The sequence below is a fragment of the Lactiplantibacillus paraxiangfangensis genome, assembly GCF_036246185.1.
In the GTDB taxonomy this organism is placed as follows: Bacteria; Bacillota; Bacilli; order Lactobacillales; family Lactobacillaceae; genus Lactiplantibacillus; species Lactiplantibacillus paraxiangfangensis.
This window is the reverse complement of sequence record NZ_BTPW01000004.1, coordinates 68,730-85,344: the sequence shown is the minus strand read 5'-3', so window position 1 is coordinate 85,344 and position 16,615 is coordinate 68,730. Positions and strand designations below refer to the sequence as shown.

12 protein-coding genes and 1 CRISPR repeat array (1 of these 13 running past the window's edge) are annotated in these 16,615 nt (G+C 45.6%); of the genes, 5 read left to right on the top strand and 7 right to left on the bottom strand.

What is annotated here, in order from left to right; translation table 11 throughout:
• Positions 1-40: 40 nt before the first annotated feature.
• The 3 genes from AAA939_RS03025 to AAA939_RS03015 all read right to left on the bottom strand — a co-directional run bounded on the left by AAA939_RS03025 (position 41) and on the right by AAA939_RS03015 (position 4,594).
• On the bottom strand, positions 41-1,720 hold the full coding sequence (locus tag AAA939_RS03025; protein ID WP_338208560.1) for a glycoside hydrolase family 2 protein: 1,680 nt from the start codon (positions 1,718-1,720) through the stop codon (positions 41-43).
• Positions 1,721-2,017: 297 nt separating this feature from the next.
• Positions 2,018-2,902 (bottom strand): LysR family transcriptional regulator, encoded by an 885-nt coding sequence (locus tag AAA939_RS03020; protein WP_338208564.1) that lies wholly within the window; start codon positions 2,900-2,902, stop codon positions 2,018-2,020.
• A gap of 276 nt (positions 2,903-3,178) precedes the next feature.
• Positions 3,179-4,594: a DASS family sodium-coupled anion symporter gene (locus AAA939_RS03015; RefSeq protein ID WP_338208566.1), complete on the bottom strand. Its 1,416-nt coding sequence runs from the start codon at positions 4,592-4,594 to the stop codon at positions 3,179-3,181.
• Between the two features lie 485 nt (positions 4,595-5,079).
• Between AAA939_RS03015 and AAA939_RS03010 the strand changes: the two genes are divergently transcribed.
• The gene (locus AAA939_RS03010) at positions 5,080-7,449 is read left to right on the top strand and encodes an FAD-binding protein (protein ID WP_338208567.1); all 2,370 of its coding nucleotides are present in this window, start codon (positions 5,080-5,082) and stop codon (positions 7,447-7,449) included.
• A gap of 220 nt (positions 7,450-7,669) precedes the next feature.
• Positions 7,670-8,095: a flavodoxin family protein gene (locus tag AAA939_RS03005; protein ID WP_338208568.1), complete on the top strand. Its 426-nt coding sequence runs from the start codon at positions 7,670-7,672 to the stop codon at positions 8,093-8,095.
• Between the two features lie 98 nt (positions 8,096-8,193).
• On the opposite strand, the gene AAA939_RS03000 is transcribed toward AAA939_RS03005, so the two are convergent.
• Both AAA939_RS03000 and arsC read right to left on the bottom strand, forming a co-directional pair.
• The gene (locus AAA939_RS03000) at positions 8,194-8,757 is read right to left on the bottom strand and encodes a uracil-DNA glycosylase family protein (RefSeq protein ID WP_420914915.1); all 564 of its coding nucleotides are present in this window, start codon (positions 8,755-8,757) and stop codon (positions 8,194-8,196) included.
• 32 nt (positions 8,758-8,789) lie between these two features.
• Positions 8,790-9,215: an arsenate reductase (thioredoxin) gene (gene arsC, locus AAA939_RS02995; RefSeq protein ID WP_338208569.1), complete on the bottom strand. Its 426-nt coding sequence runs from the start codon at positions 9,213-9,215 to the stop codon at positions 8,790-8,792.
• A 286-nt stretch (positions 9,216-9,501) separates the two neighbouring features.
• Between arsC and AAA939_RS02990 the strand changes: the two genes are divergently transcribed.
• On the top strand, positions 9,502-9,897 hold the full coding sequence (locus AAA939_RS02990; protein ID WP_338208571.1) for a hypothetical protein: 396 nt from the start codon (positions 9,502-9,504) through the stop codon (positions 9,895-9,897).
• A 571-nt stretch (positions 9,898-10,468) separates the two neighbouring features.
• Positions 10,469-11,770, top strand: coding sequence for an LPXTG cell wall anchor domain-containing protein (locus AAA939_RS02985; protein WP_338208573.1), 1,302 nt, complete (start codon positions 10,469-10,471; stop codon positions 11,768-11,770).
• A 101-nt stretch (positions 11,771-11,871) separates the two neighbouring features.
• Here the strand turns inward: AAA939_RS02985 and AAA939_RS02980 are convergent, their stop codons facing one another.
• Together AAA939_RS02980 and AAA939_RS02975 are read right to left on the bottom strand one after the other, a co-directional pair.
• Positions 11,872-14,373, bottom strand: coding sequence for an AAA family ATPase (locus AAA939_RS02980; RefSeq protein ID WP_338230463.1), 2,502 nt, complete (start codon positions 14,371-14,373; stop codon positions 11,872-11,874).
• A 13-nt stretch (positions 14,374-14,386) separates the two neighbouring features.
• Positions 14,387-14,992, bottom strand: coding sequence for a hypothetical protein (locus tag AAA939_RS02975; protein WP_338208577.1), 606 nt, complete (start codon positions 14,990-14,992; stop codon positions 14,387-14,389).
• Positions 14,993-15,332: 340 nt separating this feature from the next.
• On the opposite strand from AAA939_RS02975, the gene AAA939_RS02970 reads away from it, so the two are divergent.
• On the top strand, positions 15,333-15,992 hold the full coding sequence (locus AAA939_RS02970) for a FusB/FusC family EF-G-binding protein (RefSeq protein ID WP_338208579.1): 660 nt from the start codon (positions 15,333-15,335) through the stop codon (positions 15,990-15,992).
• A gap of 150 nt (positions 15,993-16,142) precedes the next feature.
• Positions 16,143-16,615: direct repeats of the CRISPR family, unit length 28 nt; unit sequence GGATCATCCCTACATACGTGGGGAACAC (it continues 962 nt past the right edge of the window).

The following is a 16,615-nucleotide window of genomic DNA, read 5'->3' as shown; positions in this document are numbered from 1 at the left end:
CAAAAACGCCGTAGAATTTTTAGATTCCGCGACGTTTTTCTTATTGGTTTAATTGCTTTAAATGTTCCTGAAACTTAGCCTTAACGACGTCGTAAGCCAGTTTAGGCCGGCGGTATTCGTCTAAGATGCCCTTATTGTTATACGAACGTGGCCGGACCGCAAACCATTCTTCCTCGGTTACCCGACAGTCACAAAACTGCCAGATAAAGGCGCCGGACAACCGGGAATCGTTGAGATACGTGTCCAAGCACGCACCTAAAATATCCGCTTGACGTTCCTCGCTCCACTTGCACCTCGTCCGGTTACGGTAGCCGTAAATGGCCCCCGCCCCAAACTCACTGACAATCATCGGTTTACCCGCACCCGGCGTCTGGTCGATCCATTCGATTTCACGATCATTCCCCTTTTCAACGGAACCATCTTCATACCATCCCGTATAAAGGTTATACGAGACCACGTCTGGCAAATCGAGACACCGATCCTTGAAATGTTGACACGTTGCGGACGTCACCGGACGAGTCGCATCCAACTGGCGGATCTGCTGATACTGCATCTGATACTTTTTCCGTCCAGCCGCCGTGTCGCTAGCGCACTCGTTGAGCAGGCCCCAAATCACGATACTGGGGTGGTTAAAGTGCGCGTCCACCATCTCTTGGTTGCAGTCGGCACACTGCTGGTCAAAGTTTGGATTTTGCATCTGCGCTAAGGTCAATCCCCGGGCGTGTGCCTCCTCCCAAACGAGTAACCCGCGCTCGTCACACAGGTCTAAGAACCGTTGGTCATTTGGATAGTGCGAGGTCCGCACGGCATTCGCGCCCATGTCGACCATTAAATCAAGGTCTTGGACAATTTGCTGAAATGGTAACGCACAGCCGTACGCAACGCTGTCTTCATGGCGGTTAAAGCCTTGTAAAAAGACGGACTGACCGTTTAACTGGATGCGATTGCCAACCACTTTGACCTGCCGAAAGCCGACCCGCTCGACTAAGTCATCAATCACCTGACCATCCTGAATCAGTTCCGTCGTGGCCAAATACAGTTGCGGTTGCGCTGGCGTCCACGCGGTCACTTGGTCAAAATCCGTTTGCCACTCAAACGTCGCGGTCGTCTGACCCGCAACGGTTTGCGGTTCAAGTTGAACCTCCTGACCAGCTAAGCGAGCGCTCACGCTGACCGCTTGCGCCGTTGCCGCCGTGTTTGTGACCGTCACTTGTAAGCGACCCTGCCAACCAGTCGCCGTCATCGTACTCGTAAAATGACTTTGTTGGATGAACATATCCGGGACAATTTCTGCGGTCACCCCGCGAATGATGCCACCGTACGTATAATAATCATTAGGTTTATGTAACGCCGACGCGGGACCAAACCGGTTGTCGACCGCGACCGTTAGAAGATGGTCGCCCGCCGCCACATCCCTAATCAGTGCCGCAAACGGCGTGTACGCGTTGTAGTGATGCGCTACCTGCTGACCATCAAAAAACACGTCAGCCGTATGACTCACACCCTGAAATTCTAAGCGCAGGTTCGTATGATCACGTTCAACTTGCAAGGTACGCTGATACTCACCGCGACCGCGATAGGCGGCTAAATCAGGTTGCTGTTCCCAACAACCGGGCACAGCTAAATGGTAGACATGTTCATCATTTTCACGTTGGAATTGCCACGTTCCCGTTAATTCCTGAACCGGCCGGACATGGTGTTGTTCAAACAAACGAATCATTCATTATTCACCTCAAAATCAATCTTTTAGCCTCAGCCTAACCCTTATTTCAAGCCGTCACAAGCCTTCAAAATGCGGACAAAGCTGCTCATTACCACACTTTACGGCCTCGTAACTAAAAAAAATCCAATCAGAAAATTTCTGGTTAGCTTTTCCTATTGTTATGGCCGAAACGTGAGCCAAAAGGCAGTTTGCTCCGCTTAACCCGAAATCAGCGACCATTCCAAGCCCAGGAATAATCGCTGATTTCACGTTAATGCTCACAAGCCAATCGCCTTTTGGCCCACTCTCTCAAAATTAATCGTCCTTGACGTCTTTCAACACGTTAATACACTGTTGCTGTTTGGAATTTGGTAAAAATGACCGCCGCACTGCTAGTTGCATGAAACAGTCCACCCGTTCCTTTGGTGCTAATGGGATGCTAACAACGGACTCACTCAAAACGACCGAACGATCAATCACCATGCCGACCCCGATGTCTTGGGCAACTAAGCCCTCAACTAGTGCGTTCGTTTCGGCTTCATAAACGATGTCGGGGCGCACCCGCCCCTGGCGACACCACTGTTCCAGGGCCGTCCGTGGGAGGGAATGCTTCGGCCGGGCAATCACGGGCATATCTTTCAAATCAGCGGCTTGCACCGTCTCTAACTGACTCAGGGGATTGTGGCGATTGACCAGCAAACAGAGTTGGTGCTCTTCTAAGGTCGTCACCCGCAAATCATTGGAACGTTCAGGGACTAGCGTCGAAAAGACCGCCGCATCGAGTTTACCTTCACGTAACTCGGCTAGTAATTGCTCGGAATCGGCTACCGTGGTGGTCACTTGATCTAATAGTTGCATTTTTAAATAGCGTTTAACGACCCGTGGTAACCAGATTCCACCAGCTACCGTGGAAAAACCCAGCCGGACCTGAGCGTCGTTGGCGTGTTTCACTTCCACCGCGACTTGGGCTAGTTCCTTGATCAGTCGGGTGGCCTTGACGTACAGGACCCGGCCCGCGGGCGTGGTTTCCAACTTGGCCCGGTGATTTCGTTGCGTCAGTAAGGTGGTCCCATATTCCGTTTCTAACCGCTTTAAGGCCGCTGAAATTGCGGGCTGGGTGACGTGAAACTGTTCGGCAGTTTCGGTATAATTGCCCGTTTCGACTAAATAACAAAAATATCTCAGATCTCGTTCATTCACACAATCACTTCCTTCTCAGTCATCGTATTCTTCTCCCTATCATAAGCCGTTTAGGTGGGCAACGCCAAGGTATTTTGACTGAAAGAATGGGCCAAAAGGCGGGTAGTTTGTGAGCATTAACGTGGCATCAGCGATTATTCCTGGGTTTGGAATAGTCGCTGATGCCACGTTAAGCGGAGCAAATTGCCTTTTGGCGCACGTTTCAGACATCTAGACAGAAAAATAACCATTCATTTCTGAACGGTTATTCTTTGTTACATTCATTTAGGCTTCTTCTTACCAAAGCCCGATTACTTTTGTCCAAAGCAACCCGCCACCAAGCCAGATGACGTTTAATACGACCCCAATCAGGGCACTTAATTTCCACCAGTCCGCGTTAGAAACGTAGCCGGTACTGGAAAGTAAGGCTGCTGGTCCGGCTGAATACGGCGTCGTTGATAAGTAAATCGACCCACAGAAGGCTAGCATTAACGCTGACAATACGGGTGGCGCACCGGCACCGACCGCAACAGATAAGAAACCAGCGTACAGTGCGGAGATCTGCGTTGCCACACTAGGAAACATGTAGTGTAGGTAAAAGTAAGAGAGGAACAAGATGACCAATACGACGATTGGATTCATTCCGTGAAGTAATAGGCCCAACGTCTTTGAGAACCACGGGAAGAACCCTAACTTCATCAATTTTTGTGACATCAACATGATGATCGATAACCAAACTAAGATGTTCCAAGCAAAGTGTTCGTTTAACATGTCCTTGGTCGTTAATACTCCGGTCAATAGTAAAATGACGACCGCGATGAAACTAACTTCCGTGGCATCAATCCCAATCTTAGCGCCGACGAGCCATAAAATAATTGCTAAAACGAACGTGCCCGCCATAATTTTTTCGCTACGCCCCATCTTACCGAGTGCTTGGAGTTTCTTGTCTGCCCACGCATGGGCGTTAGGGGTTTCTTTAATTTCGGGTGGATAAACTTTGTATAAAATAAAGGGAACGACGATCAAAGCTAAGATTCCGGGAACACTGGCGGCCGCAAACCATTGCATCCAACTGATCGTGATGCCTTGAATCTTCGCTAACCCGATGGCAATCATGTTACCGGCCAATCCGGTTAAAAACAGACCCGAAGTAATGTTGTTAACTTCATATTCATTGAAAACTAAGAAGGAACCAATTTTACGTTGTGTCCCCTTATCCGGATCAGATCCCATTTCACGGGAGAGGTTATCAATGATGGGGTACATGATGCCATTGACCCGGGCGTTGTTACTAGGAATTCCAATGGCGAGGACCCCGTCAACAACGGACAACGCGTATGCGAGGCTCAACGTCTTCTTACCAAATAACTTAACAAATAGGTAGGCAATGCGTTTGCCGAGCCCCGATTTGATGAAGCCGGCCGCCATAAACATACACATGGCAACCATCCAAGCCGTTGAGTTACCAAAACCAGCTGCAACTTCGTCCATCTTGAAAATACCGGCCACCGTTGCCACAATCACGCCAATCAACGTCGTTGCCATCATTGGTAGCGGCTTAGTAATGCAGGCAATAATCGTCGCAACAAAGATGGCAAATAGGTGCCAGGCGACAACGGTAATGGCAACTGGCTTTAACGGTGTCAGCAACCAAATCCCGACCCCAAAAATTAACGGTAGTATGAAACCTTTCCACTTTACGTTATTACTCATCGTATTTTCCCCTCACTAAACCAGATTCAAGCTTGCTGCTCAATCGTTCACATATCGTGACCGTTTCGCCTTGGGTGCTCACTTGTTTTTTCACTTTTTAACATAACTTAATTTATTAGTCTGTCAATTTAATTTTGATAACCAGTTAGGCGATAAAATCCCAGACTACTGTAACCGCTTTATTTACCGCCAATCTAATAAGTTAAATCATTTCCGTAAATTGGTGCACTCAGTTTGAGTAATGAGCCATTCTTATAAATAATATTGATAAAAAACTAAAAATAATTTTTGACATTTACGCTAAATTTCACTAATTTCGATTTTTTGTGACTTAAATTTTGCTTTTTTTCGCCCGTCACACCGGCAATTCCTCCCAATAATCAAAAACAAAGCTTGCAATTAATCGCGGTATTTCTATATTGAAAGCGTAAACAATTATTAACGTTTTGAAGAAGCCAATATTCTTAAATAAAGGACTGTTACTTATGAAATTAATCGCACTTGTCGGGACGACCGCCGCTAAATCATATAATCGTGATCTTCTACACTATATGCAAAAGCATTTTAGCGCCCAAGCAGACATTGACGTAAACGAAATTACAGAGATTCCACTATTTAATGAACCGGCTACGGACGACCTGCCCGCTGCCGTCCAGACCCTTAATGATAAAATCAGCCACGCGGATGGCGTTATCATTGGCGTTCCTGAATACGACCACGCCGTTACGGCCGCACTTAAAAATGTGATCGAATGGTTGTCTTACCAGTTACACCCCTTTGCCCATAAACCCATCATGTTAGTCGGAACGTCACTTGGCGTTCAAGGCACTTGTCGGGCACAAGAAGAACTCCGCAGTATTTTGAACGCACCCGGCGTTGACGGGATCGTGCTTCCAGGTAACGAATACATGCTAAGTTACGCACAAAAAGCCTTTGACCAAACGGGGACCTTGACCCAGGATGGCTCCATTAAGTTTTTGGAAACCTGCTTTGGAAACTTTGTTCAGTTCGTAAAAATGTTACAAGGTACCCCTGCCAGCACCGTTAAATGGCAAGGCAACTACGACGTTATCGTATTAGGCTTTGGGGGCGCCGGGGCAACCGCTGCTCGGTTCGCCTCTGATCACGGGGCTAAAGTCTTACTCGTTGATACTGCGCCATTCGGCCACGAAGGTGGGAATACCCGCTACTCGGCACAACACGTCGTCACTGGCGAAAGTTTAGAAAAACTGACCGATTATTACCGGGCCTTAAGCGCACCGTTCAACACCCCTGAAAAGACGTTGAACGCCTACTTAACTGGGATGAGTCGTATTCCTGAATACTTCCAGAAGTACTTAGGCATCAAGGCCGTTAGCTGGAAACACGATATCAAACCAGGCGATGCGGTTGCCGTTAAGAAGGCCATGGCTGAATACCCTGAACTTCCTGGTAGCGACACGGTCGACTTCGCCCTTGTTCACAAACGTGATAAGGACGCCGGTTTATGGAAAGTATTACGTCAGGAAGTTCTCAAGCGGACCGATAATATTGATGTTTGGCTCGATTCACGGGCGCAACACCTCATTCAAGATCCCGTTTCAAAGGTCATCCGTGGTGTTCAGATTGAACGCAACCATCAAGTATTGAACATTCACGCAACCCATGGCGTGGTTATGGCAATGGGTGGTTTTGAAAATAATTCCGCTTTAACTGAGACTTACTTACACAGTCATCATTTAACCCCATTAGGCACCTTGTACAACCGCGGTGACGGGATTCGGATGGCCCAAGAAGTCGGCGCTAAAATGTGGCACATGACAAACTACGAATCTCACGGGATCTTACCTGGGATTACCTTTAAAGAAGGCCCTAACGAACGTGGTCGCCAGATTGAACAATGGCCATTACTACGACACGGCAGTATCTTCGTCGTAGCCGATGATGGGACCCGTTACTTCCCTGAAGACGCTAAGCACCGTCACGGTCACATCCAAACACACGGCTCATGGTTGATTCCAATGATGAACCAGCATCCATACATCGTGTTTGATCAGCACCAATACGCTGAGTTTAAGCAACAGTTGGCAGACCGCGGGCGCTTACCATATCCTCAATTCTTGGACAAACTCGTTCACGCTGAAACGATTGCCGACTTGGCAGACAAGATTGGCGTACCCGCTGACCACTTACAACAAACTGTCACTGACTTTAATCACTACACTGAAGCCGGTCGGGATTACGCCTTTGGACGCGACCCTAAGACCATGCGTGCCATTGACGACGGGCCTTACTACGCCATCGCCGCAACAAACGACGTTTTGAACACACAAGGTGGACCACAACGGAACGAAAACGCGCAAATTTTGAACACTAATGACCAACCAATTCCACACTTGTTCGGCGCTGGTGAACTCGGTGGCATTATCGCCAACTGCTACCAAGGTGGCGGGAACTTAGCCGAATGCTTGATCTTTGGGAAGTTAGCCGGCGAAAGTGCCGCAACAACAACACCCGATGACGAACTAGTCAACGCAACCAAGGCTAACGGGATCAATGATCTTGCGGACGGTGAAAGTGCCGCCAACGTGCCACTCGCGCCTAACCAATACCTTGGGAGTTCAAACAGTGGCTTAGGTGGCAAGGTGGTCGTTCGGGTCACCTACAAAGACCAAGCCATCCAAAACGTTGAAGTCGTCCAACACCATGAAAGTGAAGACGTTGGTTTAGTCGCCGTTTCCAAGATTCCAGAAGAAATCGTGGCCGCTAACTCAACTGAAGTTGACGCGATTTCGGGTGCTTCCGCTTCCAGTCGGGCCATTAAAGAAGCTGTTAATGACGCTCTGAAGCAAGCTAAACAACCAGCAACTAATTAATTCTCGAAAGTAAAAACAACGTCCTCCATTTACTGGCGGACGTTGTTTTTATTAAAATCCAGCTATTAGACTAACCAACAAAAATCAGTTAACGTCGTTAAAGGGTCATTTTTGTAATCGATTTCAAACTGTTCTATACTTAAACTAATGGTTCTAATAGATAATATCGACACCGGCGCGTTCTTACACCGGCCATTGATTCAAAATGGAGGAATTTATTATGACAGTGGCTATTCGTTATCAAACTCGTAATGGAAATACTAAGGCTTTTGCTGAACAAATCTCGACGGTAGCTGGCGTCCCAGCTGAAAGTGTTGAGACACCCGTCACCGAGGCTGACTTGCTTTTCTTTGGCGGTGGGACTTACTTCATGAAGCCAGATTCATCAGCATCGGCGTTCATGAAAGGACTCGACGCAAGTAAAGTTAAGAAAATCGCCCTCTTCACCACGTCTGGCGGTCCTGAAATGGTTTCCGATAAGGCCCTGACGAAGATTGCAGATCAGAAGGGCATCGAAATCGTCGGTCATTTCCACCAAGTCATGGGTGGCAAAGGGATGAAACTCTTAGGCAGCCATGGCGGCAAACTAAAACCAGAGCAGATTGATCTGGTTAAACAGTTCGCAAAAGAAATGCTCACTAAATAAAATCAAAAGTGCTTCTCAAATTTTTGAGAGGCACTTTTAATTTTGCATCTTACAATGTTCCACGTGAAACATTGCTTTTGGCTATGCTTATGCGGCTTCTATTTCAACGTTTGGGCAACCCGTTTTTGTAACTCCGGAACCACCTGTGTTTGAAACCACGGATTGCGATTTTGCCAGCCGTAGTTCAGGGGTGACGGGTGTACTAGCGGAAAATAGGTCGGTAAGTAATCGGCGTAATTTTGTACCGTCAGCGTTAAGTTCTTTTGTCGCTGCTTACCCAGGTAAACTCGCATGGCGTACTGCCCCACCAACAACGTTAATTGGACATTCGGCATCATTTTAAGTAGTTGTGGGTGCCATTTACCCGCAAAATCTTTCCGGGGCGGTAGATCCCCACTCTTCCCCTTGCCAGGATAGTAAAAATCAAGGGGCATCACTGCAATCTTATCACTCCCATAAAAGGTTTCGCGGGAAACGCCCATCCAGTCACGCAACCGGTCCCCACTTGCATCATTAAAGTAGGTCTTCGTATTCTGCGCAATCCGCCCCGGAGCCTGGCTAATAATCAAAATGGTCGCCGTCGCCGGGACGTGAAAGAGTGGCTCCCACCCTTGTGCCGTATAGGCCGCATTTTCAGGGTCAGTCTTAATCGCTTGCGTCATTTCTTCAATGGTCACGATGCTCACGTCTTTCTTTAGTGACTAGCTGCATTCAGGGTCTGCGCTAATTCGGCAACGTTTTTTTGAATCTGGTCACGCACTTGCCGAAAAACGACGAGCCGTTCCGCTTCAGTCCCCGTCGCTTGGGCAGGATCAGGTAGTGGCCAATGCATCTTTTGCACACTGAGCGGGGTCATCGGGCAGCGGTCACGCGCATCACCACAGAGGGTGACCACTAAGGCACACGCATTTAAATAGTCCTGGTCAATCAGTTTAGAAGTCTGTTGGGAAATATCCACGTCGACTTCTTGCATCACCTTAACGGCCAATGGATTGACCCCGTGAGTTTCGATACCCGCACTGGCGACTTCCCAATTAGGACCGAAAAGTTGCTTCGCAAAGCCCTCGGCCATTTGGCTCCGACACGAGTTACCCGTACAAATAAAGTAAATTTTCTGCATGCGTTAACACTCCTCATTTTTCCGATTAATATCCCGCAATTACTTATCTTCGTAAAGCTTACACTAGTTGGACAGTGCTGGAAAACTTTTTTTACATAAATAGGCTTGTTAAAAATAATATATATCATCACGAAAGCAATGCACATCCCCATTCAAATAATAATTTTATTTATCGATAGATTAGACCATAGGATTTGAGTCAATTCATATCTACAAATCTTTTTGACAATCTTGTGTATCCCTTTTCATTCGCATATACTAAGTATTGAAAAAGGGGATGTTGTTGATGAAAAAATTTAAAACGGCGTTGTTAATTATTATTGCCATGATAGGTTTTGTAACTATCAGTAACCTGAACAACACAACTGCTCAAGCAGCAGCTTGGCATAAAGGAATACCGAAAGTTTTACGGGGAAAATGGCGTGTTAAACACGTTTCTACTAAAGTTGACCGTTTAAAAGTTACTAAGAAACGGGTTTATTTATATTCAGCTGGACCGTTCCATCTAAAAAATATTAAGTACAAAAAAACGGGCACTCGTTCATATAAAGTACGTGGCTATGAATATACGTATTTACACGCTAAAACGACTATTAGTTTTAAGAAAATCAAGGGCCATAAAATCATTAAATACAAGGGAAATTACCCTGGTGCTAGTTGGACTAAATACATTCCACGATAATGATATTTATATAAATAAAAATGATTCACCATCCTGTGGTGGATCATTTTTTGTCGTTTGACATTTGCTGGTTTTTTCCAATTGTTGGACACTCAGACCCCTATACATTTCGCAACATGTTGCCATACCCTTGTGAGTACACAACCTATCAAAGAATGATCAAAATTTTCTAGCCGCTTCCTCGATATTGCTTTCCACTACAAAAATGGCAGTTTGATTAGAACAAAATCATCATAATCATTTTTGTATCCGCTTAGAATCAAAAATATAAAATTAACCATCTGCTTTCCATCTTGATTACTAATCTTTCATTGTTTTAATTGGTTTTTCAATTTTTGATTTCGAATTAATCACCTTATTAACAGTAATTAATCTATTTTATAATTAGATTTTCTTTTGAAGAATTCATCTATTTTCATGAAAAATAGCGGGTTGCTTTTCACCGATTTAAATCCTTGTTGCCGTAAACTATATACAGAGCCATGATACTTCACTGAACAAACTTTCCGTTCTAAGCTAAGTTTGTGGCTCAAATCGGCTTTAAAAAAACCTTTAAAGGAGTCCTTCAATTATGAACAAGTCCCAATCATTAACCGCAGCGACCCTAGTTAGCCTTGCAACTTTAGGTGCCGTAGTAAGTACCAACACTAATGCTGATGCCGCGGCTGTCACTCAGCCCCAGGCAGAAAGTACGCGCGTCCAAACGACCACGCCAACGGAAAAACCAGACGTGGCAGCGGCTGCCCAAAAATTAGCAGATGCTAAAAAGGCCCATGAAAATGCTTTAGCTCACCTTAACAAGGTCCAAGCGATTAAGGACAAGACAACGCCTGAACAACTCCAGAAAGCTAAGACTAAGCTTGACACCGCCAACCAGAACTATGTTAAGGCTGCCGATGCTAGAACCGCGGCTAAAAAGGACGTTGACAAAGCAGCTGATGCCGTTAGGACCCAACAACTCAAAACTGATCAAGCTCAAGCAGAAGTTGACAAGGCTCAGACTGCCGATACTGCAGCAAAAGCGAATGTTACAGCCAAGACAACCCGTTACAATCAACTAAAAGCAGATGCTAACAAAGTTCAACCAACAGCATCAATTAAAAATGAAACTCAAACTAACACCCAAGCGATTAAAGATACGGTTAAAAAAACAACTAAAGCCGTAGCCGAAACGCCCACTCAATTAAGTACGCCGTCAACTGACGATGCTGTAGAACAGGCGCTAAAAGAACTCAATGCGGCTACAACACAAGCAAAAGCTACCGGGACTGCGTTGGATCAAGCCAATAAAACGTTAGAAACTGCTAAAGCAGACTTAGCCGATGCAAAACAAAAACTCACTGTGGCTACAGTCGCATTCAACGCTGCTGATCAAATTTACAAGCAACGTGATGCTGAACGTAATACCGCTCAGTCCGAATATTCTAGTATCCACGTTTCCGACACAACTTTAGGCAATCTAAGAGCATCCGTAAATTCCGCCCAACAAGACCTAGACCAAGCACAAAAAGAATACGACTTGGTAGCTCCAAAAGTAACCCCTGGGACAACCGAAACTTCTTCACCAGTGTACAATCCTGAAAGCAACGGGTTTTACGTCCCAGGACTAACCGCTGCTTCTTACGTGCCATTCGATTCTTCACGGACTACTGGTAACACTCATGCAGTCGCCCTACCAGCTACTAGCCACCATACACAAGCACCTAGCCTCATCAAACACGACTCACTTGTGACGGGACACGGGCACTCACTTCCACAAACTGGTGAACGTCAGACCGGTGCAGTCTCAGCTTGGGGTATCGCCCTCTTAAGCTTACTGCTAGGAACATTCACGCTTGGTGCCTTTAAATCACAAAAGCACCGTCAAAACTAACCTACACCCATTAAGCAATCCCTACTACTAAACCTACAATCATAATTAAAAACGTACCGTCTGCATACGCGTGATATGTATGCAGACGGTACGTTTTTAATTTAAATCTTCCAATCGAGACTAGCACTCACAACGTCGTCATTAATTTGCTTAACGTTTTTCACCTGATCTAACCGGTCACTCAACCACAGCTTATGGTGTGCGATGAGTTGATCAGCAAAATTTCGTGCCCACCGGCCATTTGAGCATTCATCACTCGGTAAGGCTTGATAGTGTTGTGTCACAACTTGTATCAGTAAGTCGTGATTAACTTGAAAGTTTTTACTAACAATCTGATCAACAATTTGGCCGACTTCTGTCGCTGAATAAGGATCAAACTCAATATTCAGTGGTATCCGTGACCGCAATCCTGGATTTGCGCTTAAAAATTGCTGCATTTCCTTGGTATAACCCGCAAAAATCGCCACAAATTCATTCCGCTGATTTTCTAACGCGGTAATCATCGTCTCAACGGCCTGTTGACCAAAGTCATTGCTCCCCTGACCACTCGTCAGCTGATAGGCTTCATCGATAAATAAGACGCCACCGAGTGCGTTTCGAATCACCTTACTTGTCTTTTCTTCAGTTTGCCCCACGTAAGCGCCGACGAGATCCGTTCGTGAAACCTCACTGACCGTATTCTTAGGAAGAATATCTAAATTAAAAAACAATTGTGCAATGAGTCGCGCCACCGTCGTCTTACCAGTCCCAGGATCACCCGTAAACGTCATGTGATAAGTCGGCTCAACCTCACCAAGTTGGTCCCCAAACCGCTGGCTAACAACAACTTGACTGACTAAATTATGAACAAACTTTTTGACTGACTCCAATCCCACCATGTCATCAAGCTGTGCCAGTAACATTTTAACGGCTTGCGCTTTGTCCGTTTGACCACCATCGACTAATTCTGCAATATCACTATTTAAAATTGTCACAGTATCCCGATTACTTGTATTCATTGCATGTTCAGCCATAATTCTGATCAATTTGTCATTAAAGTTGCGTATCCATCGTCCATTACTATGTGAAATATCGGCTTGATAAGCTTTAATTACGGCTTGCCGGTAATTCGCTTCATCAAATTTAAATTCTTGCTGGGTTAATGCCCGCACCCCAATTTCCGCAACCTCTTCCGGTGTATAATCTGCAAACTCAAAGTGATTCGCAATCCGAGATTCTAAACCCGGATTCATACTAATAAAGTCTGCCATTTCTTTAGGGTAGCCCGCGAAAATAATCATCAAATCATTACGGTGATCTTCCATAAACTTGAGAATCGTATCGACGGCTTCTTGGCCCCAGTTGGAGGAACCGTCGGCCTGGTATAGTGAGTAGGCTTCATCCACTAATAAGACGCCACCCAAGGCCTTTTCCAAAATCTTCTGCGTCTTCACTGCCGTACCACCGACATACTGGGAAACTAAATCTTGGCGGGTGACCTCGACATAAGTATCGTTGGGCATGACGTCCTCTTCATACATCGCTTTCGCAACTAATCGTGCCACCGTAGTTTTCCCAGTCCCAGGGTTACCACAAAAAGTCGCATGCAATGATTGTGAAACTTGACTGATTCCTAGCGCTTCTCGACGTTTATTGAACTTAGCCAATTCAATAAACTGGTTAACCTGTTTCTTAACGCTAGCTAAGCCAATCATTTCATTTAGCTGATCAATGGCTCGTTTGGGCGCATCAGCCTGCAACTCCGCCGACTTACGTTGTGGTTCTACGTTTACCGTCGCACTAACAACAGTTGCTGGTTTAGTAGTTGGTGTTTCATTCACCGAGCCGTTAACTGATCTGATTTGCGCACCCGGAATACCTACCGTGGCACCCTCATCCGTATGAGCGATTAAACGATGGGTCGAATCAATATTAGTGTTACCAATCTGTACCGTACTCTCACCAAAAACAGTTCGAGTTTCTCCAGCAGGTAGCTCTAAATCATCGATTTTTATTTCAGCATGGTTTTCTCCGTTCATCGCATAGTACTTCGAATTATAGTCGGCTAAGTACAGCGTATCGGCATTAAGCACACTGTTATCACGGATAAATAACGCTAATCGCAATAAGGAAGATTTCGCCGTAATTGTTGTTTCAGATACCTGAACAAATTGAACTTCGCTACGATCTATCAAAACTTCACTATGTTTATCGGCAACAATTCCACGCCGCTCACCATCCGTTTGTCGTACCGTACAAGCAATTAGTGTCAGGGAGGCGTGATTTAAATAAATACTAGCTGCGGGGCCACCCAAATTATGAAAGACGACACCTTTGGCCGTTAACTTAGCCCCCTCTGAAAGACTTACTAAGTTGTTATGCATAGTTGACTGCTGAATCATTAAATTTTCAAGTTGTAAATTTCCGCTAACTTGAAAAGTTCCTTCAACGACGACGTCCGTTGCATTTTGGCCAGTCCCACGTAATAGTAACTGCTTGCTGATTATCCTGTTTGAAACTCGATATTTCCCCGGATTTAAAATCAACATCGTTCCGCTTTTACTTTCACGGAGGGCTTTTTCTAAGCTTCCAGCTTCAGGTCCTACAGTAATAAATGGTTGCATTGAAATTTCCCCCCTAATTTTTAAGCCCTCGAATTATCGCATAAATTATCCCGATAATCCCCAAGCCCCAGCTGACGGTGTATATCGCCATAAAATAAAATAACATGATTAGGCCGTACGGGAGCAGTAGTAGGGCCATTAACCTATGCCCCTTTCGTACAGATTGCCATAAAAATTTGAGTAATTGGTACGGTGTGTGATGGAAGCGTCCCATCAACTTTTCAACAATTAGAATGGCAAACGGGAATAACACTGATGCCATCACTGAGACCCCGACTCCGGCGTCTTTACTCATAAAAAAGCCAATGATTGCAATAATGTAATACAGTCCCCACGCCCACGGTGACTGTAGTTGATAAATTTTTTGTAGAAAATGACGCTTTGGCTTTGTCGCTATCTTAGCTTGACTTAGCGACGGACTTTCACTAGGTTCCGTCTTATTAGCTTTGATTTTAGGTATTGGATGAGTTGGTAACACTTGTGCCGGATCATCGGCTGGTGTCCGTGTTCGTAGCCCACTTACTTCCGACAAACTATCAGATTCCTGCTTTTGTGTAGGCAACTCACTCAGTTCCCCCGGCCTTAACGCCGCGGGTCCAAATACTGGTTTATTTGCCATCCCAAATCCCCCCAAAAACTTATTACGCTTTATTTTGGTAAACTTACTTTTACTTATAAGTATGACAGCCATTCCAAAATACTCAATAGGGTTATTTTAGTCGAAACCAAGAAGCCTAAAATCAGGTCCCATATGAAAGATTTGCCACTCTTTTTTCCGTCCGTTGCCATTTAATTTAATTTCTTGTATACTACTAACCATTCGGCCCAGTGCCGAAATAAGGAGATGATCGACGATGATGGCATCGTTATTAGTACGGAAAAGTGCTGCTTGTTAGCGACACTTTTCTAGAACACCTTTCAGAGAAGTGTCTGGTTTGAATCTGAAAGGAACTTTATTTATGAAACCAACTATTACCACCTATCAATACAGTTATATTACCCAACAAGTTGACGGCCTCGTCAGCGCGGAACTATCCGTTAACGACGCGCAAATTCGTGCGGCGGTCTTAGCTAAGATCCTCGATCGTATTACACCACTATTGCCGACCGACGAACCGGTAGTCACAACTTTTCTCAAGGGACTTCAGACGGAACGTTTGACCCGAGCTAAAGCAGCTAAACTACTGGACCCACTGATCCCGTTGGTGGTGCCATTTCCACAGTTAACGCCGAAGCAGCTGGAAAAGCTTTTCCGGAAAGTGAAGAAACTGAAACAGCCTAATTGGTCAGAGATGCGGTTACACGAAATGACCTATCTGGGTTGGAATGATGGTGGTAACCAAAAAAAGTACCTAGTCGCACCTTACGAAGGCCGCTTGATTGGCATTCAGGGTGAATTGGCGCCACAGACGGTCAAGGGCGTATGCGCGATTTGCCAGACCATTGGCAACGTTGCCCTATTCTTATCAACGACTGAATCGTCTGGACTAGGAACCTACACAAAAAAGGGAAATTATATTTGCCGGAATAGCTCACAATGCAACCGGCAATTAACGGATCTTCAACCGTTAGAGGATTTTCTAACGGTGGTCCGGCCACAACGAAATCATAAAAAATAACGGCTAATCGGCCAAAGGCAGCCCCAAATTCTCGTAATTGAGGATTTTGTGGGCTGCCTTTTTAATTGATTTCTGTGATGCGGAAAATGTTTCACGTGAAACTATCACATCAACGAACTTTGTAAGCAATACAACTAAAATCATATCGATAAAACATCCCTACATTCGTGGGGAACACATAATACGCTTAGTTCTCAATTACAAAGTGAGGGGATCATCCCTACATTCGTGGGGAACACTTCGCGTCGTTTTCGCTGTGAGATTTACTATCGGGATCATCCCTACATACGTGGGGAACACCTAGTAACGACTTCTGGAAGCGGTTTTTATCAAGGATCATCCCTACATACGTGGGGAACACCATCCGTTAGTTCCGTCAATTCTCTCACCCCGAGGATCATCCCTACATACGTGGGGAACACCGAGCGCGGTCGATGATTATATCACGAATGAAAGGATCATCCCTACATACGTGGGGAACACTTGCGACGAGTGTAATCATTTGTTTATTCAGTTGGGATCATCCCTACATACGTGGGGAACACTAGCCACCAATCTGCGGACGGCCAGCGCCGCTTAGGATCATCCCTACATACGTGGGGAACACGAAGCCACCACGGAAT

Excerpts from the sequence above, each read along its gene's own strand:
- arsC (WP_338208569.1), bottom strand. The coding sequence starts at position 9,215 with ATGCAGAAAATTTACTTTATTTGTACGGGTAACTCGTGTCGGAGCCAA.
- AAA939_RS02970 (WP_338208579.1), top strand. The coding sequence starts at position 15,333 with ATGAAACCAACTATTACCACCTATCAATACAGTTATATTACCCAACAA.
- AAA939_RS03010 (WP_338208567.1), top strand. The coding sequence starts at position 5,080 with ATGAAATTAATCGCACTTGTCGGGACGACCGCCGCTAAATCATATAAT.
- AAA939_RS03025 (WP_338208560.1), bottom strand. The coding sequence starts at position 1,720 with ATGATTCGTTTGTTTGAACAACACCATGTCCGGCCGGTTCAGGAATTA.
- AAA939_RS03000 (WP_420914915.1), bottom strand. The coding sequence starts at position 8,757 with ATGACGCAAGCGATTAAGACTGACCCTGAAAATGCGGCCTATACGGCA.
- AAA939_RS03005 (WP_338208568.1), top strand. The coding sequence starts at position 7,670 with ATGACAGTGGCTATTCGTTATCAAACTCGTAATGGAAATACTAAGGCT.
- AAA939_RS02975 (WP_338208577.1), bottom strand. The coding sequence starts at position 14,992 with ATGGCAAATAAACCAGTATTTGGACCCGCGGCGTTAAGGCCGGGGGAA.
- AAA939_RS03015 (WP_338208566.1), bottom strand. The coding sequence starts at position 4,594 with ATGAGTAATAACGTAAAGTGGAAAGGTTTCATACTACCGTTAATTTTT.
- AAA939_RS02985 (WP_338208573.1), top strand. The coding sequence starts at position 10,469 with ATGAACAAGTCCCAATCATTAACCGCAGCGACCCTAGTTAGCCTTGCA.
- AAA939_RS02990 (WP_338208571.1), top strand. The coding sequence starts at position 9,502 with ATGAAAAAATTTAAAACGGCGTTGTTAATTATTATTGCCATGATAGGT.
- AAA939_RS02980 (WP_338230463.1), bottom strand. The coding sequence starts at position 14,373 with ATGCAACCATTTATTACTGTAGGACCTGAAGCTGGAAGCTTAGAAAAA.